At 61.8% G+C, this 25,465-nt stretch carries 18 protein-coding genes, 1 pseudogene and 1 riboswitch; of the genes and pseudogenes, 10 read left to right on the plus strand and 9 right to left on the minus strand.

The window, feature by feature from the left end:
- The first annotated feature begins 13 nt into the window (after positions 1–13).
- Positions 14–761 (plus strand): annotated as a pseudogene (locus tag P3C29_RS17170) (BPL-N domain-containing protein).
- An 18-nt stretch (positions 762–779) separates the two neighbouring features.
- On the opposite strand, the gene P3C29_RS17175 reads toward P3C29_RS17170, so the two are convergent.
- Together P3C29_RS17175 and P3C29_RS17180 are read right to left on the minus strand one after the other, a co-directional pair.
- On the minus strand, positions 780–1,253 hold the full coding sequence (locus P3C29_RS17175) for a hypothetical protein (RefSeq protein WP_275964995.1): 474 nt from the start codon (positions 1,251–1,253) through the stop codon (positions 780–782).
- 42 nt (positions 1,254–1,295) lie between these two features.
- Complete coding sequence (locus tag P3C29_RS17180; RefSeq protein ID WP_275964996.1) at positions 1,296–1,559, minus strand: hypothetical protein; 264 nt, start codon at positions 1,557–1,559, stop codon at positions 1,296–1,298.
- A 283-nt stretch (positions 1,560–1,842) separates the two neighbouring features.
- Between P3C29_RS17180 and P3C29_RS17185 the strand changes: the two genes are divergently transcribed.
- From P3C29_RS17185 to P3C29_RS17205, 5 genes are all read left to right on the plus strand, one after another.
- Positions 1,843–3,054, plus strand: coding sequence for an MFS transporter (locus tag P3C29_RS17185; RefSeq protein WP_275964997.1), 1,212 nt, complete (start codon positions 1,843–1,845; stop codon positions 3,052–3,054).
- A gap of 44 nt (positions 3,055–3,098) precedes the next feature.
- Positions 3,099–3,899 (plus strand): GNAT family N-acetyltransferase, encoded by an 801-nt coding sequence (locus P3C29_RS17190; protein ID WP_275964998.1) that lies wholly within the window; start codon positions 3,099–3,101, stop codon positions 3,897–3,899.
- 335 nt (positions 3,900–4,234) lie between these two features.
- On the plus strand, positions 4,235–5,302 hold the full coding sequence (locus tag P3C29_RS17195) for an NAD-dependent epimerase/dehydratase family protein (protein ID WP_275964999.1): 1,068 nt from the start codon (positions 4,235–4,237) through the stop codon (positions 5,300–5,302).
- A 29-nt stretch (positions 5,303–5,331) separates the two neighbouring features.
- Complete coding sequence (locus tag P3C29_RS17200) at positions 5,332–6,345, plus strand: AraC family transcriptional regulator (protein ID WP_010172174.1); 1,014 nt, start codon at positions 5,332–5,334, stop codon at positions 6,343–6,345.
- A gap of 169 nt (positions 6,346–6,514) precedes the next feature.
- Complete coding sequence (locus P3C29_RS17205; protein ID WP_201124614.1) at positions 6,515–6,913, plus strand: hypothetical protein; 399 nt, start codon at positions 6,515–6,517, stop codon at positions 6,911–6,913.
- 64 nt (positions 6,914–6,977) lie between these two features.
- Here the strand turns inward: P3C29_RS17205 and uvrA are convergent, their stop codons facing one another.
- The 6 genes from uvrA to lexA form a co-directional block, all read right to left on the minus strand.
- The gene (gene uvrA / locus P3C29_RS17210; RefSeq protein ID WP_275965000.1) at positions 6,978–9,506 is read right to left on the minus strand and encodes an excinuclease ABC subunit UvrA; all 2,529 of its coding nucleotides are present in this window, start codon (positions 9,504–9,506) and stop codon (positions 6,978–6,980) included.
- Positions 9,507–9,676: 170 nt separating this feature from the next.
- Positions 9,677–11,380, minus strand: coding sequence for an ATP-binding protein (locus P3C29_RS17215; RefSeq protein WP_275965001.1), 1,704 nt, complete (start codon positions 11,378–11,380; stop codon positions 9,677–9,679).
- A 114-nt stretch (positions 11,381–11,494) separates the two neighbouring features.
- Positions 11,495–14,563 (minus strand): error-prone DNA polymerase, encoded by a 3,069-nt coding sequence (locus P3C29_RS17220; protein WP_275965002.1) that lies wholly within the window; start codon positions 14,561–14,563, stop codon positions 11,495–11,497.
- Positions 14,560–15,975, minus strand: coding sequence for a DNA polymerase Y family protein (locus tag P3C29_RS17225; protein ID WP_275965003.1), 1,416 nt, complete (start codon positions 15,973–15,975; stop codon positions 14,560–14,562). The genes P3C29_RS17220 and P3C29_RS17225 overlap by 4 nt, the downstream gene beginning before the upstream one ends.
- A gap of 7 nt (positions 15,976–15,982) precedes the next feature.
- Positions 15,983–16,594: a translesion DNA synthesis-associated protein ImuA gene (gene imuA / locus P3C29_RS17230; RefSeq protein ID WP_017475309.1), complete on the minus strand. Its 612-nt coding sequence runs from the start codon at positions 16,592–16,594 to the stop codon at positions 15,983–15,985.
- Positions 16,594–17,211: a transcriptional repressor LexA gene (lexA, locus tag P3C29_RS17235; RefSeq protein WP_275965004.1), complete on the minus strand. Its 618-nt coding sequence runs from the start codon at positions 17,209–17,211 to the stop codon at positions 16,594–16,596. The genes imuA and lexA overlap by 1 nt, the downstream gene beginning before the upstream one ends.
- Before the next feature lie 102 nt (positions 17,212–17,313).
- A riboswitch (cobalamin riboswitch) is annotated at positions 17,314–17,521 on the plus strand.
- Between the two features lie 93 nt (positions 17,522–17,614).
- On the opposite strand from lexA, the gene P3C29_RS17240 reads away from it, so the two are divergent.
- The 4 genes from P3C29_RS17240 to dkgB all read left to right on the plus strand — a co-directional run bounded on the left by P3C29_RS17240 (position 17,615) and on the right by dkgB (position 21,836).
- Entirely contained in the window at positions 17,615–19,549 is a 1,935-nt protein-coding gene (locus P3C29_RS17240; protein WP_275965005.1) for a TonB-dependent receptor, read from the plus strand.
- Positions 19,549–19,893, plus strand: coding sequence for a (2Fe-2S) ferredoxin domain-containing protein (locus tag P3C29_RS17245; protein ID WP_032881958.1), 345 nt, complete (start codon positions 19,549–19,551; stop codon positions 19,891–19,893). Before P3C29_RS17240 ends, P3C29_RS17245 begins: the two co-directional genes overlap by 1 nt.
- Positions 19,890–20,816 carry an ABC transporter substrate-binding protein gene (locus P3C29_RS17250; RefSeq protein WP_275965006.1) on the plus strand — a complete coding sequence of 309 codons (927 nt, stop codon included), beginning with the start codon at positions 19,890–19,892 and terminating at the stop codon, positions 20,814–20,816. The genes P3C29_RS17245 and P3C29_RS17250 overlap by 4 nt, the downstream gene beginning before the upstream one ends.
- Before the next feature lie 216 nt (positions 20,817–21,032).
- On the plus strand, positions 21,033–21,836 hold the full coding sequence (gene dkgB, locus P3C29_RS17255; protein WP_275965007.1) for a 2,5-didehydrogluconate reductase DkgB: 804 nt from the start codon (positions 21,033–21,035) through the stop codon (positions 21,834–21,836).
- Here dkgB and P3C29_RS17260 read toward each other — a convergent pair.
- Positions 21,833–25,465: a transporter substrate-binding domain-containing protein gene (locus P3C29_RS17260; protein ID WP_275965008.1), complete on the minus strand. Its 3,633-nt coding sequence runs from the start codon at positions 25,463–25,465 to the stop codon at positions 21,833–21,835. The two genes, dkgB and P3C29_RS17260, sit on opposite strands and share 4 nt — an antisense overlap.

The raw sequence follows: 25,465 nt of genomic DNA on the forward strand, positions 1-25,465 counted from the left end.
TGACTCTACAACCATGAATCTGCATGCCATCGCCGCGACGCTTTTTGCGTTGTTCACGCTGCTTCCTTACTCGGTGCACGCCGCAACACCCATCACCCATGTGGCTATCTACCGAGGCCCCGCGGGCTGCGAGGGATGCTCAGAGAATGTTAAAACAGCCCTGCTGCGCGTCCTCCCGGATGCCCGGATTGACTTTGTAGGTGCAGATGAATCGATCGACATCACGCCGCAAAGCCTCGCGCATTATGACCTTCTACGTTCAACCCGGCGGCGGTCAGGACATCCCTGCGGCGCTTGACAGTTTGGGGGATGCGCGGGTGCAAGCCATTCGTAACTTTGTCGCCCAGGGTGGGCGCTACCTGGGGCTGTGTATGGGCGCTTATCTTGCCGATAACAGCAACTTTGGCCTGATACCCTACGACCTTGATTCAGAGGCGGGCCGGCCTGGGTTTGAGGTCGCGGGCATTGCAGACGCGGCGGTGCAGGTTGTGTGGGATGGGAAAGCCGATAGCGTCTTTTATCAGGATGGGCCTTACTTTCCCAAGCCTGACACGACCGTGCCTTCTTCTACCATTGCGACCTACCAGAATGGTGATGTGGCGGCAGCGCGTTACACGTATGAAAACGGGGTCGTGGTGCTGAGTGGCCCGCACCCTGAGGCGGATCGGGAGTGGTTCGAGAAGGCGGATATTCCCTTGAGCGAGATGCCGCGGGGTGAGCTTTTTGGGGCGTTAGTGCGCAGCATTGAGGGGCGCAGGTAGGGGGCACAGAAGCCTCGCTTAAAGGGATGTCTCAGGCAGTCGGTATCTGACGCCTGCGCTGGGCAAAAATGCCTTTGCATCAAAAACAGCCCACGCACTGCCCCATGGGAACGTCTCTGTGCCGCTCTCGAAAGACCGGGATAGCTGTTGCATCAACGCGTTTCGGAGTAAGGCGACGTCCCGCTCAACTGCCGCTTGTGAAGGCCACCCATTACGGGTGGCCTCGTTCGGGTTGGATAAGCCTAAATGGACTTCCATCAAACGCCCCGCATAAAAACACAGCGCAAAAGAGCCGGGAGTACCGTTGATGTTGATGCCGCTGTATGAGTTCCACACGTAGCCATTTCCATGATCCAGTTCCGACAGATAGAACGGTGACAGCTCCGCCACTGCCCTCTCTGCGGTGAGGGTCTTGTCGATCACAATGCAGGACTCATTTCGCTGAATTCGGATGGATCCGTCGTGCGGGGAGATGATCAGTTGCGGATTCAAACTGGATGCTCCAGGCCACTGAAAAAGTCATAGGGCAGCTAGCTATTTACCCAGGTTTTGATTCATCAAATTATCCAGTACAGGAAATTTTCTGGCCGCCTGCCATTCGCGTAAATGCTTGCAGCCTTCATCATTGAGCTCGGCAAGGTTGCTGCGTGCGTCGCATATCGTGAACCATTTCTGTCGGAGAGATGGATACTTTACAAATTCTTCCCGGGTTGGGGGTTGGTTAGTGGCCAAACGCAGAACTGACACCACTAAAAGTGCAGACACGCCGATACTGATAGAGCCGTTTTTATAATTCATATCAGCTTCCGCAAATGAGAAATCCTCACCCCACAGCCAAACTAAGGATCGCTGTTAACGGCTTGGGGCATTGGCCGACTATAGAAGGTAAATGGATCAGTAAAAGATCCACTTTCGATGCATCTCATAGGGCCATTTATTCGCGATGCGGGGAAAAACAGAGGTTTGCAGGGAATTCCAGCGTTGCTTCCTCACCTGACAGATCCCGCTGTCAAGTAAAAACCGGATGTGTAACGATATGTGACTCAGCCATTGATACTGCCTATTACAGGAATCAACTCGGATGCTCGCCGCCTTCAGACACTACCCGTTTTCGGTCAATCTGCTGCTGTCGTCTGCGTTGTTCCTGACACTGGGGCGCGCCATTACCCTGCCGTATATGGTGATTTACCTGTCATCCAACTTCACGCTGGGCATCAGCGACATCGGTCTGGTAGTGGGCGGTGCGATGCTGGTGGGCTCGTTGCTAAGCCTTTACGGCGGCTACCTGACTGACAAGATTTCCAGCTATCGATTGATCCTGAGCTTCACGGGTTTCTTCACCGTGGGCTTCATCGGTATGTGCGTCACGTCGCACCTGTGGCTGTTTTTCCTGTTTCTGGTGTCGTTCAATTTCGCCTATTCGGTTATCGATATTGTGGTCAAGGCGGCGTTTGGCAAACTGCTGCCGGAAGCCGAGCGCGGCAAAGTGTTTTCGGTGCGCTACACCCTGATCAACGTGGGTTACGCGGTGGGGCCGTTCATTGGCGCCGGGCTCGCGCACATGGACATGAAACTGCCGTTCCTGGTCTCTGCGATCCTGGGCATGGGCTTCTTCGTGACTTATATGGTGTGGGGTGACAGGAGCCTCAGCTCCGCCGACCCGGCGAATGCGCCGGTGTCATTCGTCGCAGTGGGGCGCATTTTGCTCAAGGACTATCGCCTGGTCTGCTTCACGGTTGGCGGCGCTTTAAGCGCTGTGGCGTTCGGCCAGTTCACCGGCTACATCTCCCAATACCTGGTGACAACAAGCACCCCGGAATTTACCTACCAGGTCATCAGCTCGGTGGTGGCGGTTAATGCGACGGTGGTGATCTGCCTCCAGTACATGGTGGGCAAGCGCATTACCAATGAGCATTTGAATCAATGGCTGACGGCGGGCTTCAGCCTGTTTCTGCTGGGCGTCGTCGGTTTTGCGTTGTCCACCACCGTGTTGCATTGGGCGTTGGCCGTGGCGATATTCACGGTGGGCGAAATCATCGTGTTCCCGGCCGAGTACATGTTCATCGACCGCATCGCGCCGGACCACTTGCGCGGCATGTATTACGGCGCGCAAAACCTGTCCAGCCTCGGCGGTGCGCTGGGGCCGGTGCTGTGCGGATTTGCCCTGGCATCGCAGCCGGCGCATTTCATGTTCTATATGCTCGCAGCGTTTATCGTGGCGGGCGGGTGTTTCTATCTGATGGGCGCTTCCTATTCGAAACGCTACGACACTGGACGCGGTGATGGGGGTTGATTTACCGCTACCTGCCCTGAAAATCTTGTAAAGAGACTGTGTACATGGATGTTGAATTGGCCCATGCGATCGAGGTCGCAGAAAGCGAGTATTTGTGTTCACGCGTTGAGAGCTTGTCGCGGGTCAGTGGAAATCCTTTTGGTGCTCGTGTTTTTTCCAACGGGGCTTTTCCGTGCTTTCAGGTGAAGGCAACGCCCAGTCCGATGTTCAATCGCATTTACGGTGATAGCACCGGCAACCCCCAGTCACTGCTGAACTTGCTCAAGGAATCAGCAGCGTATTCGACAGTAACGCCGCTTATCGGCAAGGCCTCGGCGTTGGAGCAGTACGCGTTTGCGGGAGAACAGCGATTGGAGCGTTTGAGGGGGTGGACACACCTGCAGCTTGCCTGCCCTATCGAGAACGCGTCGTTGACTCCCCAATCATTCGACATCGAAGAGGCCACTTCAGACTCTCTTCCGGAGTTCGCGGCGGTTCATGCGAGTGGCTTTCATACCAAGCCAGAGCATCGTCAGTTGAGCCAGGCTTCGTTTGCAGGGCTCATGTCAAATGATCGTCTGAAAATCTACGTCCTTAAAGCTGATGGGCAGGTCGTTGCAGGTGCGTTGATGTACCTGGCCAGCAATGGCGTTGCCTACCTGGGGACGGCTGCCACCCGAAAAAATGCACGAGGCCTGGGCTACCATGGAGCCCTGATATCTCACCGGATAGAGCAGGCAAAGAAGCACGGCAGCCTTGTGGTCGCCGCGACAGCGCTTCCCGGTTCGCAGAGTCGCCGCAATTTGCAGCGCACTGGGCTGGCGGCATCTCATGCTCAGGCGCTGTATCGCTTGGCGGGTGGTTGAAATAGGCCGGTGCGTTCGCGTCAAAAAGCGCCCGACTCAATGCTACCGGGTGCCCTCCAAACCCTACGAAGATCGTTTAGAGCTGTGGTGAATGAACTAGGGAAGAGCGGAGTCGGCGCGTGCAGTAACAACTTCTGATTGGACAGTTCGCCAACATCCAGTGGAATTATTCTTTGGCGCGCTTTGCAGATTTAATGGCACTCCTTGCGAGTTACGTGACTACTTTGACTCAGATAGTCTTCTGCTTGTCACTACTTAACCCATTTAGGCTGTGGTGCCCTCCGCCCTTCATTCTATTGGTGTTAGGCATTCAGCAGATCAGCACGGAGTTGTTCATGAAAGAATTTGAAATTGACAAGAGCAAGCCTGCGATAGTCACCGGCGCAACTGGCTACGTTGCTGGCTGGATCGTTAAGCGGCTATTGGAGGAAGGCGTCACTGTTCACGCGGCCGTGCGCGATCCGGCTGACCGAAGAAAAGTCCGCCATCTTGACGAGATGGCGGCAAAGCTGTCGGGCACTCTTCGCTATTTCAAGGCGGACCTGCTTGATCAAGATTCCTATACCGAGGCAATGGCGGGTTGCGGCATTGTCTTTCATACGGCCTCTCCCTTCACGCTGAATATCCGAGACCCCCAAAAGGAACTGATTGATCCGGCCCTACTGGGCACCTGCAACGTCCTCGAAACGGCCAACCGGACGGAGTCTGTAGCGCGTGTCGTCCTGACCAGTAGTTGCGCGGCTATCTACGGAGACAATGCCGACTTGGAACAAACACAGCGCGGCATCTTCACGGAGGAAGAGTGGAATAGCAGTTCATCCCTGAACCACTCGCCATATTCCTATTCCAAAACCGTCGCTGAGCGCGAGGCATGGTACATCGCCAAAAAACAATCCCGTTGGAGTTTGGTTGTGCTCAACCCGAGCTTCGTCATCGGTCCGGGCATCAGTCCCCACGCCACCTCGGAAAGCTTCCAGATAGTCCGGCAGATGGGGGATGGCCGCATGAAGGACGGCGTCCCGGATTTCGGAGTGGGTGCCGTCGATGTTCGGGATTTAGCGGAAGCCCACCTGCGAGCCGCCTATTTGCCCAAGGCCCAAGGGCGCAATATCATTTCCGGACACAACACTTCTCTGCCGGAAATCGCCAAGGCGCTTTTGCCGAAGTTCGACGCTTACCCGGTGCCGCGGCGTATTCTGCCTAAGTGGCTGGTGTGGCTGGTCGCCCCGATTGCGGACAAGAGCACCACTCGCAAGTTCGTGTCGCGAAATGTTGGCCTCCCGTGGCGTGCCGACAACGGCAAGAGCGTTCGGGAGCTCGGCATGGTTTATCGCCCCCTCGATGCCTCAATTCGGGATATGTTCCAGCAAATGATCGACAACGGGTTAATTCCAAAGCGCTAAGGCATGAGGCGGCGGGAAATGGAGCGTTGATGAAACAAGGTACGAACTTCGTGGTTCAATCGGGCTGGCGGTTGTTGCTTGCAGATATGGGCGTAGATTCTGCTCGCGTTTTGCGCCATGCGAACCTTCCGGCAGACCTGTTCTCTCGCCAAGAGGCGACCATCACGGCTGCGCAATTCTTCGAATTATGGCAAGCAATCGAGCAGGTTGGAGGGGATGACATGGCCTTGCCGCTCAAATTGGGTCAAGCAATCTCTGTTGAGGCCTTTGATCCCGCGATCTTTGCTTGCTTGTGCAGCCCTAATCTCAACGTCGCCTTTCAGCGTTTGTCTGTCTTCAAGAAGCTGATCGGTCCCATGGGGCTGGTGGCTGAGGTGGGCGCCAACCAAACCTCGGTGACATTGGAATGCTACTCGGACGCTGGTCCCATCCCGCACAGCATGGCGGCTGCCGAGATCGTTTACGCGACCCAACTGGTAAGGATCGCCACGCGTCACCGCGTGGTGCCTAGGGAGATTACGCTTCCGGAACTTCCTGATCACATCCAGAGCTATGAGGACTTTTTCGGCGTTATGCCAAAAGCGGGGAAGACCATCCGTCTCACATTCTCGAAAGAAGATGGTGTCCGTCAATTCTTGACCGCCAACGATTCCATGTGGAAGTTCTTCGAAGTTGGTTTGCGTGAACGCCTAACGACTCTGGATTCAACCGCGACCATTAGTGATCGCGTCAAGGCTGTGTTGTTGGAGGGACTTCCCTCTGGGCAATACACTGTCAACGATGTCGCGAAGCACTTGGCCGTCAGCAAGCGCACTTTGCAGCGGCAATTGAGCGAAGAGTCGACATCTTTCAAAGACATCCTTATCGCCACTCGCCAGCAACTGGCTGTGCACTACCTTCGTAAGCCCTCTATCGCGCAGGGAGAGATCGCATTCTTGCTAGGATTCCAGGACGTCAACTCCTTCATTCGGGCATTCAAGGACTGGCAGGGAGTAACACCAGGCGCATACCGACTGAGCAGTCATTTGCATCGGGTTTCGTAGACACATTCGATTGACCACTAGTGGCCGATTTCTGCCTGTCACAACTGACCGAAATCGACCCTAAGCTGCTCTTCGCGAAAGGCAGCAATCGGTCAGAAATAGCCTCCAAATGCAGACTCGCCAAGCATGAGCTAAACCTCATCAGACCGTCTTGATGAAGGAATGCAAAATGTTAGGGACACCAGCGGTGTTCAGCGCCTGCCACGAAGGTAAGTGGCGTTCGATTTATCTCTACCTCCAGACAAAGGGAGAGGATCTCTATCTGACTTTTGAACAAGGAACTGCCGGCAATTACTTTCTCAAGATTAAGCGAGAACACATTGCTAGGGTTTCAGCTTTCTTTGCTGCGCCTTCTAACCGGGCGACTGTTACATGGAAACCGTCAATATTTTCGTGGTACCGCCTTAGCTTCTCTGAGAGTAATCAGCCGGGAGCGCTCGCCATTCGGATACTCGCCTTTACCCCTCTCTCGATCAGTGGAACGACTGTTCCATTCGCCATAGAGAAATTGGTGCAACTCGGCCACGTAATGCAAGCGCTCGTCGATTGCCCTCATGAACCTGTTTGAGAGGTCGGTTTTGGCCGATAGCCAACCGTGAAGACTCCCTCCACCCACCGCACAACTCCAAATGTCATCCCAACTCCCGCCCCAAAAACGGCGCAGTCCGGCTGCTCTTGCTCTTCGCAACTGTCTGCGGGGTGCCACTCACCACCACCTTCCCGCCGCGATCCCCGGCCCCCGGCCCGATATCAATCACCCAATCACTCTGCGCCACCACGCGCATTTCATGCTCCACCACAATCACCGTGTGCCCCGCCTCCACCAGGTGATTCAGTTGGCTCAACAACCGGTCCACATCCCGCGGATGCAGCCCGGTCGTCGGCTCATCCAGCACATACAACGTCGCGCCCCGGGCATTGCGTTGCAACTCGGTCGCCAGCTTGATGCGCTGCGCTTCCCCGCCCGACAGCTCCGTAGCCGGCTGGCCAAGGCGCAAATAGCCCAAGCCAATATCCCGCAGTACTTGGAGTGAGCGCAGCACGCCCGGTTGCTCGGCAAATACCTCGACCGCCTGTTCAACGGTCAGCCCCAGCACTTGGGCGATGGTCAGCCCTTGCCACTTGATTGCCAGGGTTTGCGGGTTGTACCGCGCGCCGTGGCACGTCGGGCATGGCGCGTACACGCTGGGCATGAACAGCAATTCAACGCTGACAAACCCCTCGCCTTCGCAGTTCGGGCAGCGCCCTTTGGCGACGTTGAAGGAGAATTGCCCGGCGTCGTAATTCCGCTTTTTCGCCTCCGGAGTAGCGGCGAACAGTTTGCGCACGTTGTCGAACAACCCGGTGTAGGTCGCGAGGTTGGAGCGCGGTGTGCGGCCGATGGGCTTCTGGTCCACTTGAACCAAACGGCGGATGTGTTCCAGGCCGCCGCTGATGCGCCCGCCGCTGGTTTGCGGGGCGTCGTCTTCGAGGCTGGGCTCGTCTTCGCTTTCCACCACGCGGCCCAGGCCTGCGCCTACCAGTTCCAGCAGTGCCTGGCTGACGAGGCTGGATTTGCCCGAGCCGGAGATGCCGGTGACGGCGGTGAAGCAGCCCAAGGGGAAGTCCACGCTCAGGTCGTTGAGGTTGTTGCGCGTCACGCCTTCCAGGCTCAGCCAGCCGGTGGGTTGGCGCGGGGGTTGGCTGACCGGGCGTTTTTCGGCGAACAGGTATTCGCGGGTTTGCGACGCTTCGATCTGCGCGAGGCCTGCGGGTGGGCCGCTGTACAGGACCTGGCCGCCGTGCTCGCCGGCAGCCGGGCCGACGTCGATCAGCCAGTCGGCGCGGCGCATGGTTTCCAGGTCGTGTTCCACCACGAACAGGGAGTTGCCGGCAGCCTTCAAGCGGTCGAGGGCGGCGAACAGGGCTTCGCCGTCAGCGGGGTGCAGGCCGGCGGAGGGTTCGTCGAGCACGTAGATCACGCCAAACAGTTGCGAGCCCAGTTGGGTGGCCAGGCGCAGGCGTTGCAGTTCGCCGGAGGACAGGGTCGGTGTGCTGCGTTCCAGGGCCAGGTAGCCCAGGCCAAGGTCGGTCAGGGTGCTGACGCGCTCCAGCAGGTCCTGGGCAATGCGTTGGGCGGCCAGGCGTTTTTCCACGGAGAGTTTTTTGTCGCCCTGCCCTTCGGCCACCGGGCGCAGGAGTTCGGCGAGTTGCAGCAGGGACATTTGCGACAGTTCACCAATGTCCACGCCGGCAAATTTCACTGACAGCGCGGCCTTGTTCAGGCGTTTGCCTTCGCACAACGGGCATGGGCTGCCCTGCATGAATTGCGAGACGCGCTTTTTCATCAGGGCGCTTTGGGAGTGGGTGAAGGTGTGCAGGATGTAGCGCCGCGCGCCAGTGAAAGTGCCCTGGTAGCTGGGTTCCAGTTTGCGTTTGAGAGCGTCGCGGGTTTGGGCTGGCGTGAAGCCGGCGTACACCGGAACGGTGGGCGTTTCTTCGGTGAAGAGGATCCAGTCGCGCTGTTTTTTCGGCAGGTCGCGCCAGGGGATGTCGACGTCGTAGCCGAGGGTGACGAGGATGTCGCGCTGGTTCTGGCCTTGCCACGCCAGCGGCCAGGACGCCACGGCGCGCTGGCGTATGGTGAGGGACGGATCGGGCACCATCAGGGCTTCGGTCACTTCATACACCCGGCCAAGGCCGTGGCATTGCGGGCAGGCGCCTTGTGGCAGGTTGGCGGAAAAGTCTTCGGCGTAGAGCATCGGCTGCCCCGCCGGGTAGCTGCCGGCGCGGGAGTAGAGCATGCGGATCAGGCTGGACAAGGTGGTGACACTGCCCACCGAGGAGCGCGTGCTGGGCGTGCCGCGCTGTTGTTGCAGGGCCACCGCGGGGGGCAGGCCTTCGATGGAGTCGACGTCGGGGACGCCCACCTGGTCGATCAGGCGGCGGGCATAGGGCGCGACGGATTCGAAGTAGCGGCGCTGGGCTTCGGCGTAGACGGTGGAGAATGCCAGCGAGGATTTGCCGGAGCCTGACACGCCGGTGAACACCACCAGGGCGTCGCGGGGGATGTCGACGTCGACGTTGCGCAGGTTGTGTTCCCGGGCGCCCCGCACCCGGACGAAGCCTGGGCGTTGGTTGGAGAGTGACGTGTCGGGGGGCGGGTTGCGCTGGGAAGTCATGGGTAACCTTATCGGTGTGCTCAAGGCAGTGAAGATCAATTGTGGGAGCCGGGCTTGCCCGCGATGACGGTGTGCCAGTTACCGGATGGGGTGCCTGACACTCCGCCATCGCGGGCAAGCCCGGCTCCCACAGTGGTTGGGTGTTGCTGGCTGGATCTCCATTCGTCACATCATCCGGAGGTCAGCACCGAGCGCACTCGTTGGGCCAACTCATCCGGGCTGTAGGGTTTGCTCAGCAGGTGAATGTCCTGGCTCAGCAGGTGGTTGCTGGAAAGAATGTCGCGGGTGTGCCCGGAGGTAAACAGCACCGCTATCGCCGGCACTTGCTCACGCGCCCACTCAGCCAGGTCGGTGCTTTTGACCCGCCCCGGCATCACTACGTCGGTAAAGATCAGGTCCGGTTGCAGGCCGGCGCGCAGCATCCTCATGGCCTTGTCGCCGTCTTCGGCGATCAGCACGGTGTAGCCGGATTGTTCCAGCAGTTCCACCGCGGCGGTGCGTACGCCTTCGTTGTCCTCGACCACCAGGATGGTCTCCTGGCCACCGCTGTATTGGGTGAGCTCGACGGGCGCTTCTTGGCTTTGCGGCTCTTCGAGGCTGCGCGGGAAATACATCTGCACCAAGGTGCCGCTGCCCACTTCGCTCTCCACCTCGACGTGCCCGCCACTTTGCCGCACGAACCCGAACACCATGCTCAACCCCAGCCCGGTGCCGTGGCCATCCGGCTTGGTGGTGAAAAACGGTTCGAAGGCCCGCGCCATGATCGTCGCCGACATGCCGGCGCCACTGTCGGAGACGGCCAGGCGCACGTACTCGCCGGGGCTGATGCTTTTGCCGGCGCAGTCCGGGGGGTTGAGGATGATGTTTTCGCCGGTGATCCGAATCACGCCCTCGCCTTTCATGGCGTCCCGGGCGTTGATCGCCAGGTTGAGCAAGGCGTTTTCCAGTTGATTGCGGTCGACGTTGATGCACCACGGATCCTGGGGCAGCTGCACATCAATGTGGATGGTTTCTCCCAGTGCCCGCTGCAGCAGTTCGCCCAGGCCTTCGTAGATGCGCAGCGGGTTGTACACCGCTGGCGAGAGTGGCTGGCGACGGGCAAACGCCAGCAGTTGCGAGGTCAGCTTGGCCCCGCGCTCCACCGCCGCAATCGCGGCGCTGACCCGGCGCTGTACCTGGGGGTTGTCCGGTTCATGCCGGGCCAGCAGGTGCAGGTTACCGGCGACCACTTGCAGCAGGTTGTTGAAGTCGTGGGCCACGCCGCCGGTCAGGCCACCGATGGCTTCCAGCTTCTGCGACTGGCGCAGCTGCTCTTCGGCGGTGGAGCGGGCCTGCACTTCCGCCGCGACGCGCTGCTCCAGGTTGTGGGTGAGTTCCTGGCGCAGGCGCTCGGAGATCATATGTTCGGTGGTCTCCACCACAATCGCCAACACCCCGCCCGGCCGCTGGTCATCGCCGGCTACAGGGCTGTAATACAGGTCCATCCAGACTTCTTCCGGACGGCCGTCGCGCAGCAGTTCCAGGGGCAGATTGCGGTAGGACAAGGTGCCGCCGGCCAGGCAGGTGTCGACCACATGGCGGTTGAAGTCGGCGACTTCCGGCCAGCCCAGCTCCACCGGCACCCCCAGCAGATACGGGTGACGGCCACCGGCAAACACCGAATAGCTGTCGTTGTAGATCATGTAACCCGCCTGCCCCCACAGCATCACCATGGGCATCGGCGAGGCCAGCATCATCTGCACGGCACTCACCAGGCTGCAGGGCCAGTGGTCCAGCGGGCCGAGGTCGGTGCCGGACCAGTCGAAAGCACGAATCCTCTGGGCCATTTCCCCAGCCCAGCCTTCACAGCCGTGGGTATTCGATAAAAACTGCATCGGTCGGCTCTGCAAAAAGATAAAAGGTGGGCGGCAATGAAAACTTTGAGCCTGACAGCAGCGGTTGGTTTCATTGCATAGTGCTCATGCGCGGATGAACGGGCAAGGGCCGGCTCAGCGAAAATCCCGGCTGCGCACATTGATGCCTGACAACAAGGGGGTCAGGTCGGTCAAGCGTCCGGCGATCAGGTGCCGAACCTCCCCCACTGCCTCCCAGCGCCCGTCCACTTTGAGCAGCCGCGAGCCCACCAGCGCCTGGCGTTGGCGTTCGGCCAAATCACGCCAGACCACTACGTTGATATTGCCGAACTCATCTTCCAGGGTGACAAAGGTGACGCCGCTGGCGGTGCCCGGGCGTTGCCGCCCCGTGACCAAACCGGCGACGCTGACATTGCGTCCATGCTCGACCCGCAGCAACTCTTGGGAACTGCGACAACGCCGCGCCCGCAGTTCATCGCGCAACAACGCCAGGGGATGTGGACCGAGGGTGGTGCCGATGCTGGCGTAGTCGGCATACAAATCCTCGCCCACCGTCGGTTGCGGCAGCTCCACCACCGCCTCTTCGAGGCTGGCCACCCCGGCAAACAGGCCGAGTTGTTTCTGCACCCCGGCCACCTCCCAGCGCGCCCGGTGCCGATGCCCGGCCAGGCCACGCAAGGCCCCGGCATCCGCCAGCAGCTCCTGGGCGCGGGTGTCCAGGAGGGCGCGTTCGCCGAGGTCGGCAATATCGGAAAATGCCCGGGCCTGGCGCGCCGTTTCGATGCGCCGGCCATCCTCTTCGCGAAACCCGGAGATCATCCGCAAGCCCATGCGAATGGCCGGTTGCTGGCCGTCGATCGGTTCAAGGCTGCAATCCCAGTCGCTGGCCTGCACGTCCACCGGGCGGATCTGCAAATGATGGCGCCGGGCGTCCTGCAGGATCTGGTCGGGGCTGTAGAAACCCATGGGCCAGCTGTTGATCAGGGCGCAGGCAAAGGCTGCCGGTTCGTGGCATTTGAGCCAGCAACTGGCGTAGGTCAGCAAGGCGAAACTGGCGGCGTGGGATTCGGGAAAGCCGTAGCTGCCAAAGCCCTTGATCTGCTCGAAAATCTGCGCGGCGAAGGCTTCGGTGTAACCGTTTTTCAGCATGCCGGTGCGCAGGCGCTGCTGGTGGGGTTCGAGGCCGCCGTGGCGTTTCCAGGCGGCCATGGAACGGCGCAACTGGTCGGCTTCGCCGGGGCTGTAGTCGGCGGCGACCATGGCGATCTGCATGACCTGTTCCTGGAACAGCGGGATGCCCAGGGTGCGCTTGAGCACGCTTTCCAGTTCCGGCGATGGGTAGGTTTCGGGTTCTTCCTTGTTCCGCCGCCGCAGGTACGGGTGCACCATGCCGCCCTGGATCGGGCCCGGTCGCACGATAGCGACCTCGATCACCAGGTCGTAGAATTTTTCCGGTCGCAAACGCGGCAACATCGACATCTGCGCCCGCGATTCAATCTGGAACACGCCGATGGTGTCGGCCTTGCTGATCATCGCGTAGGTCGCCGCGTCTTCCTTGGGCACCGAGGCCAGGCTCAGGTCTTGATTGCGATGGCGGCGCAACAGGTCGAAGCAGCGGCGAATCGCGCTGAGCATGCCCAGCGCAAGAATATCCACCTTGAGCAGGCCCACCGCGTCGAGGTCGTCCTTGTCCCACTGGATGATGGTGCGCTCGGCCATGGCGGCATTTTCCACCGGCACCAGGGTGTCCAGCGGGTGTTCGGAAATCACGAAACCGCCGGGGTGCTGGGACAGGTGCCGGGGGAAGCCGATCAGTTGCTGAGTGAGTGTGAGCACCCGGCGCAACACCGGGCTGTCGGGGTCGAAGCCGCCTTCGCGCAGGCGCTCCAGGGGCGGCGCTTCATCGCTCCAGCGCCCGCAACAGTCGGCCAGGGCGTTGACCTGATCCGGAGGCAACCCGAGGGCCTTGGCCACATCGCGCACCGCGCCGGCGCCGTGGTAGCTGCTGACCACCGCCGTCAACGCGGCGCGGGTGCGGCCGTAGCGCTGGAACACGTACTGCAGCACTTCTTCGCGGCGTTCGTGTTCGAAGTCCACGTCGATGTCGGGCGGCTCGTTGCGCTCCCGGGACAGGAAGCGCTCGAACAACATGTTCATCAGGCTGGGGTCGATCTCGGTGATGCCCAGGGCAAAACACACCGCCGAGTTGGCCGCCGAGCCGCGGCCCTGGCACAGGATCGAACGGCTGCGGGCGAAGCGCACAATGTCGTGCACGGTGAGGAAGTAGCTTTCGTAGCCCAGCTCGGTGATCAACTTCAGCTCATCGTTGATCTGCCCAAGGGTCTTGGCGTCGACACCGTCGGGCCAGCGCTGGGCAATGCCCTCTTCGGTCAGGGTGCGCAGCCAGGTTTCCGGGGTTTGCCCTGCGGGCACCAGTTCACGCGGGTATTGATAGCGCAGTTGGCCGAGGTCGAAAGTGCAGCGACGGGCGATGTTCAGGGACTCTTCCAGCAGGTGCGCCGGGTACAGCGCGGCCAGGGCGTCGAGGCTGCGCAAGTGCCGCTCGCCATTGGGGTGCAGGCGCGTGCCGGCCTCGGCCACCGGGACGTGATGACGGATCGCGGTCATGGTGTCTTGCAGCGCACGGCGGCCACGCACATGCATGTGCACATCGCCGCAGGCCACCGCCGGCAAGTGCAGGCTGGCGGCCAGGTTCAGGCGTTGCTCAAGGTGGCGGGCATCGTTCTGGCCGCAGTGCAACTCCACGGCCAGCCACAGGCGGTCGGTGAAGGTGCTGCGCAGCCATTGGATATGGGCCTGGGTGTCGGTGTCTTCGGCCATCCATAACGCCAACAGGCCTTGCACGCAGGTGAAGTCTTCCGGCAGCAGCCGGTAGTGACCTTTTTCCGCACGGCGGCGGGCGATGGTGATCAGCCGGCACAGGTGCTGGTAGCCCTCCAGGTTCTCCACCAGCAGCACCAGCTTGGGGCCGTTTTCGAGGCGCATCTCGCTGCCGATAATCAGCGGCAACTCGACCGCCTTGGCCGCCTGCCAGGCGCGGACGATGCCCGACAAGGTGCATTCATCGGTGATCGCCAGCGCCTCGTAGCCTTGCTGTTTGGCCCGCTCAAACAGTTCCCGGGCGCTGGAGGCGCCACGCTGGAAACTGAAGTTGGACAGGCAATGCAGCTCCGCGTACTTCATGCAAACCAGCCTTGCAGCCACAGCGCGCCGCTTTCGCCCACGGTGCGATAGGCCCAACCCTGCTGACCGGCGCGGGTACGCACCAGGTAGTAATCGCGGCGCACATCGGCGCCATCCCACCAGCCGGATTCGATGCGCTCCGGGCCCATCAAAATTTGCAGGCCCTGCTCGGCCAGGGGCGTCGGTTCAGGCAGCAACCAGCCGGGGCGCTGCACAGTGTTTGAGGGCACACACGGGCGCAGGTCAGCACCGGGTTGCCAGGCACATTCGGGGCGGTGATCGGCGTGAAAGCGCAGGCCTTGCACCGCTTCGTCCCCCAGCCGCGCCCGCAGGCGTTCGCGCAGTTGTTCCCACGGCAGGGTTTGTTGCGGGCGCTCGTCGAACAGGTCCTGGCGCTGGGGCACAAACACCGGCAGGTCCTGGGCCACCAGGCGAAAGCCACGCACCGGCGAGGTGACTTGCACCTGCTCCAGGCGACCACGGGCCAGTTCGAACAGCATCGCCGCGTCGCGCTCGGCGCTGAGCAGGCCAACCTTGATGAGGGTGTCGGGTTCTGCGGCGTGTTCCAGGTGCAGGTCAAAGCGCTGCACGCCACTGTCGCGGCCACACAAAAACGCCGACAGGTCGCCGGTCAATCGGCGCAACGGAAACAGCAAGGCCTGGTGGGACGACACATCAAAATTCAGCTCGATGCGCACATCGAAGCGGTCCGGCGGCTGGTAGAACGCCAGGGCCAGGGGCCGTTGCCCGCTCAGTGCATCGAGGTGCTTGAGCAGCGCCGCGTCAAAGCGTCGGGCCAGGGTATGCCGGGGCAACGCCTGCACCTGGGCCAGGGTGCGCAAGCCCATGCGTGATAACGCGGTGGCTGCGTGCGGCTCGAGGCCGGCGCGGTCGATGGGGATGGGTGCCAGGGCGTGTTGCAGGCATGGGGCATCGGCCACGGCCAGGCCGTCGTAGGCATTCGCCAATATCCGCGCCGCCGCCGGGTTCGGTGCGGCGACGATGCGGTGACGAAACCCCAGTTCGGTCAGTTCCTTGCGCAAGCGTGCCTCAAGCTGCGGCCACGGACCGAACAGGCCCAGGCTCGATTCGATCTCGAACAGCAACGCCCGTGGGTAATACACGCTGACCTGGGAACTGAAACGGTAGGCCCAGGCGGCCAGAAACTGCTGCCAGTATTCGATCTGCGCCGGGTCGTATTCGGCGCAGGCAAACGCCTTGGTCAAGGCATGGGCTGCCGTCAGGGATTGGCCGGGGCGCAGGCCGAGTTTGCGTGCGGCGTCATTGACGGTTTGCAGCACCCGCCGCTGCGGCGTGCCGGCCAGCAGGGCCAACGGCTGATCCGGCTCGGGGCGCGAACGCAGCACCCCGTCCAGCGCCAATTGCGGGAAGACAATACACACCCAGCGCATGCCAACCTCAGTGCCCAAGCGCAATGGGCGCGGGATGGGCCAGGCCGCCCCGGCACTTGAGCACCCGCACCTGCGCCGGGCTGGCCTCCACCGCCAAGCGCAAGGCGGCCGGTGACGGGTTGATGGCCTCGTTCAAGGAGCGCCAGGCGAAGGCCAGGGTCTGGCCGGTTTCCGCCGCCACCTGCAAGCGGCGCAAGGCCCGGTCATCGGCCTTGCGCGGCCAGCACAGCACCGCGCCACAACTGCCGGAACGCAGGCATTGCTCCACTGCCCACAAGGCGTCGCGCTCATCGGCCTGGATCACCGAAAGCTGGCGCACATCCACCCCGGCGTTTTGCCAGGCGTGGGGGTACGGCGTGTAAGGCGGCGCCACCAGCACGATGCGCTCGCCAGCCGCCGACAAGCGCGCCAGGGTCGGCCACACCAGTTGCAACTCACCCACGCCCTCCTTCGCCATCAGGATTTCGCTCAACGCCGCTTCCGGCCAGCCACCGCTGGGCAGCACCGCATCCAGGGCCGCAAGCCCGGTGGGATGCACGCTGGCAGGCGGCGCCGCGGGCCGGCCTTTCCAGACCCGACCGCCATTGAACAGCGAGTCCAGTGCAACGACGGCGCCCATCAGCCTTGCCTCACCAAACCGCAAAACACCCCTTCGATGGCCAGGTCCTGATCGGCCCGCACCACGATGGGTTGATAGGCGGGGTTGCGCGGCAGCAGGCGCACGCGCTCGCCCACGTGTTCAAAACGCTTGATGGTGACTTCACCGTCCAGGCGCGCCACCACGATCTGCCCGTTCAAGGCCTCGGCACTGCGGCGCACGCCCACCAGGTCGCCATCGAGGATGCCGTCTTCGATCATCGAATCGCCCTGCACCCGCAGCAGGTAATCCGGGGTTTTCGCGAACAGGGCCGGGTCGAGCAGCAGGCGGTTGTGAACCTCGGCATCGGCGCCGATGGGCAAGCCGGCGGCCACCCGGCCGAGCACCGGGATGTCCAGCAGCTCAGGCCGCGCCGGCTGATTGAGCAGGCGAATGCCCCGGGCCTGGTTCGGGTTAACCTCGATAAAGCCACCCTCGGTCAGCGCCACCACATGCTTGCGTGCCACACTGCGGGAGGCAAAGCCGAACGCCTCGGCGATCTCGGCGAGGCTGGGGGACTGGCCTTGCTGCGCGATGCGGTCGCGGATAAAGGTCAGGATGGCGGTACGGCGGGGCGTTAAGTTCGTCATGGAGTACATTTGTACTCCTGTGGGAAATTTCCTGCAATATCCATCAGTCGCTTCCCACTCCGCCACTGGAAAAGCCCCCCGCCAAGTTGACGAACGGTCTTCCGAATGTTCAGATGCCGGCCTGTTTCAGGTGCCTCATGCCGCCGTGCATGGGGTGAAACGGGAAACCGGTGCCGCTCTTTCCGAGCCAGTCCGGTGCTGCCCCCGCAACGGTAGACGCGTGATCCCTTCGACACACCACTGTGGCCCGCGCGCCATGGGAAGGTGAAGGTGTCCATACGCGTGAGCCCGGAGACCGGCCTGGAATTCTGTTTGGCAAAATCCTGCGGTGGGCGGGCATGGGCCGGTATTGGCGTGTGCTCGGTGCCTACTCGTGCGTGCTTTTCGCGAAAGATACTTTTCCGAGAAGACTATGATTCGACCTTTCAAGACTCCCGTGCCCAGCCTGTTGTTCGGCTGCCTGTTCAGCCCCCTGCTGCTGGCCGACGACAACCCCCTCGAACTCAAGCCACTCAACGTTTCCGCGCCGTCGGTGGAGTCCACCACGGTGGCCGACATGGCCCAGTACGGCAGCAAGGTCGAGATCGTCACCCGCGAACAGATTGAACGCGCCGGCCCCGCTGCCGATGTCTCGCGCGTGATGCAGATGTTCATTCCCGGCCTGTACGTGGCGCCCAAGAACGGCCCGTTCGACTACGGCACCTACTCCCTGCTGGGCGGGCGCAACGATGACACGTTAATCCTGCTGGACGGCGTGCGCCTGAACAACCGGCTGTACGGCGGCCTGTACCTGGACACCCTGCCCGCCAACGCCATCGAGCGCATCGAAGTGCTCAAGGGCGGCCAGAGCCTGCTGTTCGGCACCCAGGCGGTGTCGGGGGTGATCAATATCGTCACCCGCAGCCCGCAAACCCGCGAGGCGTCCGGCGAAGTGAACCTGGGCGCGGACACCTTCGGCGGCACCACCGGTGATGCCCGGGTCGAGAAGATTTTCAACAACGGTGTTGGCGACCTCGGCTTGCTGGCCTACGTCAGCCGCAACGTCTCCGAGGGCTACCAGCCGTTTCGCAACCGCGACCTGAAAAACGTCACCGACAAAAAGCGCTCCTACGAAGTCACCACCTTTGGCACCAAGGCGATCCAGTCGTTTGGCGATGACACGCGCCTGGAGCTGTTTTACCAGTACGCCGACGCCAACCTGGATTTCGCCCGCCCGGTGGACAACCGCAAGACCACCAACGACCGTGTGCAACAGATCGCCACGGCGACCTTTGAGCAAAGCCTCAACGAGCGCCTGAGCTACTTCGTCAAAGGCCATATCAACGACTGGGACACACGCTACACCCGCATCAACAATGTCGAAGGCGGCGGCACCGTGGTCAAGAATCACGACGACTACTGGGGCTTCACCGACTGGGGCGTGCAGGCCGAAGGCAAGGCCATATTGCCGGGCGAGCACGTGCTGGTATTCGGCTCCGACAACCAGTGGTTCAAGGGCCAGGACGATGTATTGATCATCGACGACAACAAGGCCCAGGCCCACGCGCTGTACACCCAACTGCGGCCGAACATCGAGGCCCTGCCGAACTGGCACCCGAGCATCGGCGTACGCCACGAAGCCATGAGCGGCGGCGACAGCTCCACCGTCGGCATGCTCACTTCGCTCTATGATCTCAACGACAACTGGGCCCTGCGCGGCCAATACGGCACCGCCTACAAGCTGCCGAACGCCGAGCAACTGTTCGTCAACGAAGACGATGAAAAAGGCAATCGCAACCTCAAGCCCGAGAAGAGCCGCAACGCCGAGCTGGGCGTCGACTACAAGGGCAGCCTGTTTGCCCGGGACTTCAGCGCCAGTGTCACGCTGTTCAAACGCAAGATCACCGACCTGATCACCCAGGACGATATCCAGTGGGTCAACGGCCAGGGCCAGATCCAGATGCGCGGTTTCGAGGCCGACGCCACGCTGCAACTCAACGCGCAATGGAGCGTGCAGGCCGACATGACCCGCAACCTCACCGAGTCCCGTGCCGGGGTCACCATCAACGACATCCCCGGGTTCTTCGCCCGCTCGCGGGTCGGCTATGAATCGGTGGATCGTATGTGGGGCGCCGGCACGGCCGTGCGCTACATCGGCGATATCGTCAGCTCGAAAAAGGTCGAGTACGGCAACTACACCGTGGTCGACGCCGACGCCTATCGCTACCTCGACAACGCCCACCAGCACCGCGTCAGCCTGCTGGTAGAGAACCTGCTGGACCGCGACTACGTCACCAGCCGCGCCAGCAACGTCGACAACCTCGGACGGCCGTTCACCTCCGAAGTCCGCTACACGTACCGCTTCTGATGAGTACGCCGGTGGAAACTCACCCGGACTGGTCCCACGTGCCTGACCACGCCCGTCACGTGTTCCTGTGCACCGGCCCGCGCTGTACCCAGCGTGGTGCCCTGCAACTGTGGAAAACCCTGCGCCGCCACCTGCTGGCACACGACCGCATCGAAAAACCCGGCGGCGTATTGCTGACCCGCACCCACTGCCAGTTCCCGTGCAACCTGGGGCCGATTGTGACGGTGTACCCGGACACCTGCTGGTACGGCGTGCACACCCACGCCGACGTGCAACGGCTGGTGGAAGTGCACCTGGTGGGCGGCGAGGTCGTCGAGGATCTGCTGATCAAGGAGCGCCCATGAAAGCCCCCTGGCTGCTGTTGGGCGCCCTGCTCTGCGCCGGGCCGGTGTGGGCCGACAGTTATCGTAACTGCAACCAGACCTGGGCCGCCGAACACGCTGCGCCCTCGCGCATCGTGGCTCTCAACCAGCATGCTGCCGACCTGTTGTTGGCGCTGGACGTTGGCCCGGCGTTGGTGGGCGTGGCGTATCTGGATGACAACGGTGCGGCCCACCCACGTGGCGAGTACTTCGATGTACCGGTGATCGCACCCAAGTACCCGTCCAGCGAAGTGCTCTATGCGCAAAAACCGGATTTGGTGGTCGGTGGTTTTGCCACGGCGTTCGGCACCGGCGTCACTTCCCGTACTGGCCTGGCCGGCAACGGGGTGGCGTCGTACTTGCTCGAATCGGCGTGCGACGGGCACTCACTGGATTACTTCGGGCATATCCGCAACGACCTGTTCACCCTTGGCGTGCTGGTGCACAAACAGCAGCGGGCACGTGAGTTGAGCGATGCCATGGACGCTGACCTGGCCCGGGCCCAGGCGCTGATTGGCGCGGGAAAACCGCTGTCGGTATTTTACCTGGACAGTGAAGTCAACGGCCTGGACAGCGAAGGCCGGCGCGGCTTCGTCACCACGCTGGTGGCGGCTGCCGGGGCGCGGAATGTGTTTGCCGGGATCAACCAATACCGCGTCACCGTGAGCCGTGAAACCCTGCTGATGAGCGACCCGGATGTGATTTTGCTGGCGGACGCGGTGTGGTCGCCGGCCAGCAGGAAGCGCCAGTTGTTGACCAGTGACCCGGTGTTGTCGCGTCTGCGGGCAGTGCGGGAGAACCGGATGATCGATATTCCGTTTACCCATTTGGTGCCCACCGTAAGCAGCGGCCGGGTGGTGTTGGAGCTGGCGAGGCAATTCAAAAAACTGGCTGAACTTCCGTAGGAGCTGGCTTGCCGGCGATGGCATCCCCTCGGTGTATCTGAAAGACCGGGTCGCCTGCACCGCCGGCAAGCCAGCCCCTACATCGGGCCGTGTTTGCTTTTGCTCTTCACCACTCATGACTTTTGGTAAAGAGTCCTTTTCGGATTCAGCGGTTTTTCTGAAGGAACGAGGAGCCGATACTCGACTCCATTGTTCACATCACTTCAGGAGTCACCCATGTCCATTCCCGCATTCGGCCTCGGCACGTTCCGCCTGCAAGGCCAGGTCGTCATCGACTCCGTCAGCACCGGCCTCGAGCTGGGCTACCGTGTCATCGACACCGCGCAAATCTACGAAAACGAAGCCGATGTCGGCCAGGCCATTGCCGACAGCGGCATCCCACGGGACGAGCTGTTTATCACCAGCAAAATCTGGATCGCCAACTTCGCCGAAGGCCAGTTGATTCCCAGCCTCAAGGAAAGCCTGCGCAAACTCCAGACCGATTACCTGGACCTGACCCTGATCCACTGGCCATCGCCGGAAGACCAGGTGCCGGTCGCCGAATTCATGGGCCAGTTGCTGGAAGCCAAGCGCCAGGGCCTGACCCGGCAGATCGGCATTTCCAACTTCACCGTCGACCTGATGAAGCAGGCGATTGCCGCCGTCGGTGCCGAGCATATCGCGACCAACCAGATCGAATTGCACCCGTACCTGCAAAACCGCACGGTGGTGGATTTTGCCAAGGCCCAGGGCATCCAGATCACCTCCTACATGACCCTGGCCTACGGCGAAGTGCTGAAAGACCCGGTGATCCAGCAGATCGCCGAACGTCATCAAGCCACCCCGGCGCAAGTGACCCTGGCCTGGGCCATGCAACTGGGCTACGCCGTGATTCCATCGTCGACCAAACGCGCCAACCTTGCCAGCAACCTCAAGGCGCTGGACCTGACCTTGACTGACGCCGACATGGCGCAGATCGCAGGCCTGGAGCGCGGCCATCGCCTGACCAGCCCCAAAGGCATCGCGCCGAACTGGGACTAAACCCCGGGCGGGTTGCAATAGAGCGACAGCGTGTGATGCAACTGCCCCAGCGCGTCGTCCACCGCGGCGACAGCGCCGGCCAGTTCGTCATGGGCCTGTCGCTCGCAGACCTTTTCCAGTTGCTCACAGCAGTCCATCAAGGCCGGGGCCTTGACCATCCTTGCGCCACCCTTGGTGCGATGGGCGAGGTCATGCAGGCGGGCAAAGTCTGCGGTTTTTTGTAATGTCGCCAGTTGCCCGTGGTCCGCCTCAAGGCTGTCGAGCAGCGGCACCAGCAGTTCTTTGACCGCGTCGATATCGCCCCCGGTCAATTTCTCCAGATGGCTCAAGTCCACACCCGATAACGCCTCACCCGGGGCCACCGAAGGCGTCGCCGTGCGCGACGCCAGGGCCGCGTGCAAATCCTCTAGCCCCGAGGGCTTGAACAGGCAGCCGTCCATGCCGGCCTGGCGGCACCGCTCGACCTCCTCCGGCTGAGCGTTAGCGGTAAACCCCAGCAGCAGGCACGGCGCCAGACCACGCTCGCGCTCCAGGGTGCGGATATCCCGTGCCAGTTCGTAGCCGTCCTTGAACGGCATGTTGCAGTCGGTAATCACCCCGTCAAACTGACCCGACAACCAGCGCTCAAGCCCCTCGACGCCATCTTCGGCGGTGGTGATTCGATGCCCCAGAAAACTCAACTGCCGGGCCAGCAGTAGGCGGTTGGCGGGGTAGTCATCCACCACCAGAATGCTCAGCGCGTTGGCCGGAGGGGTTTCCAGGGCCACGGAGACGGCCGGCATCAACGCCGGGTCGGCGACCGCCAGTGCCAGGGTGACGTCCACCCGCGTGCCCTGCCCCAGCAGGCTGCTCAACTGCAACTCGCCCCCCATCATCTCGCACAGGTTGCGGCTGATGACCAGGCCCAGGCCCGAGCCACTGCGCGCAGATTGCGCGGTGTTGCTGCCCTGGATAAACGGATTGAACAGGCGTTTCTGGTCTTCGACACTGATGCCGATGCCGGTGTCTTCCACCCACAGCCTGAGGTTCAAGTACCCGTTGGCAATCGCCGACGAACCGGAAGCGCCCAGCTTCACCTGGCCCTGGGGGGTGAACTTGATGGCGTTGCTCAGCAGGTTCGACACCACCTGCTTGAAACGCATCGGGTCCACCAGCACATATCGATCAATCAGCGGGTCGAGTTCCACCTGCAGTACCAGCCCCTTGGCCCGCGCCAGGCCATCGAACACCCGCGCCACAGACGTCAGCAACTCATGCAGGTTCGACGACTCCATGGCCAGGGACAGGTGGCCTGACTCAATGCGTGCGATATCGAGGATATCGCCGATCAACTCCAGCATGCCCCGCGACGCATCGGCGGCCACCTCCAGCGCATCGTGGTCGGCCCGCCCCTGTTCGGCGGCTTTCAAGGCCAGTTCGAGCATGCCGATCACAGCGTTCATGGGCGTGCGTATCTCATGGCTCATGGTTGCAAGGAAGGTGGTCTTGGCACGGTTGGCGGCGTCGGCGTCCTCCTTGGCCTCCTGCAACTGGCCCAGCAGGTGCTGCCTTTCGCTGACATCCACCCATCCGGCGATCATGCCCACCACCTGCTCATCACCGTCGCGGTACGGCAGCATCCAGTGGTAAATCGTCAGGGCCGTGCCGCCCGGCACCTTGAGCACACGGTCGTGAATCTGCGGCTCGCCCCGCTCCATCAACCGCAGGTAGTCCTCATGAAACGACTGCGCCTGAGGGCGGTTGCCGGTGTCGGTCTCGACCACCGTTTTGCCCACCACGTCCTCCAGCTTGAAACCGAACACATCAAGATAAGCACTGTTGCATGCCATCAACCGTCCCAGGCGATCACGCACGTAAATCGGATGGGGCGTGCCATCGATCAACGCGCTCATAAACCGCATCTGGTCACTCAGCGCACGCTCGGCCTGGGCCCGCTTGCGTATCAGGCGGCGCAGATAAATTGCCCAGCCCAGGGTGATCAGCAGCAGCAACGCCGCCAGGCCGAAGCCCTGGATGATCGCATTGCGGTGGCGCGACCAATAGCTGTCCTCAATCACGACTTCGCTGCGCCAGTGGCCAGTCAAATCATCCATTTCCTGTGGCGTGATGCTCAGCAGCGCCTTGTCGAGGATCGAATACAGCTCCAATTGGCTGCGGTTGACACCAAATGCGATGCGGGCCGGTTCGGAGCCGATGGTGCTGGTCACCCGTAAACGGTCACGGTACTCGCGGGCGATGATGTAGCGCGCACCGATCAGCGTAATGACAGCGGCATCGGCACTGCCGTTGGCCACCAGCGCCATGCTCTGTTCGGGGTTCTCGGCGGGCACAAACTTGATGGTGGGATAGTCCCGGGCGATGCTTTCCTGTTGGCTATTGCCACCCAGCAATGCCAGGCGCCTGCCGGCCATGTCTTCCAGGGTGAGCGGGTTGCCGGCGTCGGTACGACTGACCAGTACATACGGGTTGATCAGGTAAGGCCGGGTAATGCGCACCTTATCGGCGTGCTCATTGCCGGGGGTCACCACTGCAATCATGTCTGCGGCGCCCGCACTGACCTTATCAAGCTGCTGGGGCAATGAGGTGCCGGCGACCACGTCGAATTTCAACCCGGTGCGCAAGCTGATGCGGGCCAATACCTCGGCGCTCAGGCCTTCAAACTCTGCCTGTTTGCCGAGAAATGAAATGGGCAGGAACTTGTCGAGCACCGCCACCTTAATCCGTGGGTGCCGCTCCAGCCAACGCTGCTCACTGGCACTCAAGCGCATCCGGTCCGACCCCAGGACCCCTAGATTGCCGGCACTCCAACGCCGCAGGATTTCCATCTGCTCACTGGCCGGAATGACGGCCAGTGCACCATTGACGATACGCAGCAGGCGGCTGTTGTCCCGGGCAAATGCAAAGCCGAACGGGTTGACTTCCAGTGACGAGAAGTCAGCCATCCGAACGTTGTTCAAGTGGTTGCGGTTGATCAGGTAATTGGTGCTGATAGCGTCGCCCAGGTAGACATCAGCCTGGCCGAACGCCACGGCACCGATGGCCTCGAAACTCGAGGGAAACAGCTGTATCCGGGCATGGGGGTAAAACGCCTGGACCGCACCCGGCTGCATATAGTGATAGAACATCGCCACACGCTTGCCGGCGAGGTCCGCACTCAGGGATTGGCTGTCGCCGGAACGGGTGACCAGGGTCGGTTGATCCATGGCGTAGGAGCGCGACAGCGCAAGCTGCGGGTCTGCCGCTTCGTAACCGTTGGCCGACCCCACAAAGTCCACCTCGCCACGCTTGAGCGCAGTGATGACCTCATCGCGATTGTCGTAGCGACGCACTTCGATCCTGACATTCAACGCATCGCCGATCAGCGCCGCGTAATCCGCCGTGATCCCCTCAAGCTCGTCGTTGCTGCTCAGCTCGAACGGCGCGTAATCGGGCCCCGAGATCCCCATCAACAAGCGGCGGCGCTCGCGCAACCAGCGCCAGTCAGCTTCATCCAGCGCGGCTGCCGGGGTTTCGAGGAGAGAGTGCCCCAACAGAAACAGAGGCCGAGGCTCACCCAGGGCCGGGCTGTGTATACAGAGCAGGCCCAGCAATATGCTTGCACTGAGCCACAGGCCCCGGAGTATGGTCAT

The organism is Pseudomonas sp. 1912-s, assembly GCF_029269205.1.
Lineage (GTDB): Bacteria > Pseudomonadota > Gammaproteobacteria > Pseudomonadales > Pseudomonadaceae > Aquipseudomonas.

Bases quoted from the DNA above. Each gene is read 5' to 3' on its own strand.
- P3C29_RS17180 (WP_275964996.1), bottom strand. From the start codon at position 1,559: ATGAATTATAAAAACGGCTCTATCAGTATCGGCGTGTCTGCACTTTTA.
- P3C29_RS17185 (WP_275964997.1), top strand. From the start codon at position 1,843: ATGCTCGCCGCCTTCAGACACTACCCGTTTTCGGTCAATCTGCTGCTG.
- P3C29_RS17190 (WP_275964998.1), top strand. From the start codon at position 3,099: ATGGATGTTGAATTGGCCCATGCGATCGAGGTCGCAGAAAGCGAGTAT.
- P3C29_RS17195 (WP_275964999.1), top strand. From the start codon at position 4,235: ATGAAAGAATTTGAAATTGACAAGAGCAAGCCTGCGATAGTCACCGGC.
- P3C29_RS17200 (WP_010172174.1), top strand. From the start codon at position 5,332: ATGAAACAAGGTACGAACTTCGTGGTTCAATCGGGCTGGCGGTTGTTG.
- P3C29_RS17205 (WP_201124614.1), top strand. From the start codon at position 6,515: ATGTTAGGGACACCAGCGGTGTTCAGCGCCTGCCACGAAGGTAAGTGG.
- uvrA (WP_275965000.1), bottom strand. From the start codon at position 9,506: ATGACTTCCCAGCGCAACCCGCCCCCCGACACGTCACTCTCCAACCAA.
- P3C29_RS17215 (WP_275965001.1), bottom strand. From the start codon at position 11,380: ATGCAGTTTTTATCGAATACCCACGGCTGTGAAGGCTGGGCTGGGGAA.
- P3C29_RS17220 (WP_275965002.1), bottom strand. From the start codon at position 14,563: ATGAAGTACGCGGAGCTGCATTGCCTGTCCAACTTCAGTTTCCAGCGT.
- P3C29_RS17225 (WP_275965003.1), bottom strand. From the start codon at position 15,975: ATGCGCTGGGTGTGTATTGTCTTCCCGCAATTGGCGCTGGACGGGGTG.
- imuA (WP_017475309.1), bottom strand. From the start codon at position 16,594: ATGGGCGCCGTCGTTGCACTGGACTCGCTGTTCAATGGCGGTCGGGTC.
- lexA (WP_275965004.1), bottom strand. From the start codon at position 17,211: ATGTACTCCATGACGAACTTAACGCCCCGCCGTACCGCCATCCTGACC.
- P3C29_RS17240 (WP_275965005.1), top strand. From the start codon at position 17,615: ATGATTCGACCTTTCAAGACTCCCGTGCCCAGCCTGTTGTTCGGCTGC.
- P3C29_RS17245 (WP_032881958.1), top strand. From the start codon at position 19,549: ATGAGTACGCCGGTGGAAACTCACCCGGACTGGTCCCACGTGCCTGAC.
- P3C29_RS17250 (WP_275965006.1), top strand. From the start codon at position 19,890: ATGAAAGCCCCCTGGCTGCTGTTGGGCGCCCTGCTCTGCGCCGGGCCG.
- dkgB (WP_275965007.1), top strand. From the start codon at position 21,033: ATGTCCATTCCCGCATTCGGCCTCGGCACGTTCCGCCTGCAAGGCCAG.
- P3C29_RS17260 (WP_275965008.1), bottom strand. From the start codon at position 25,465: ATGACCATACTCCGGGGCCTGTGGCTCAGTGCAAGCATATTGCTGGGC.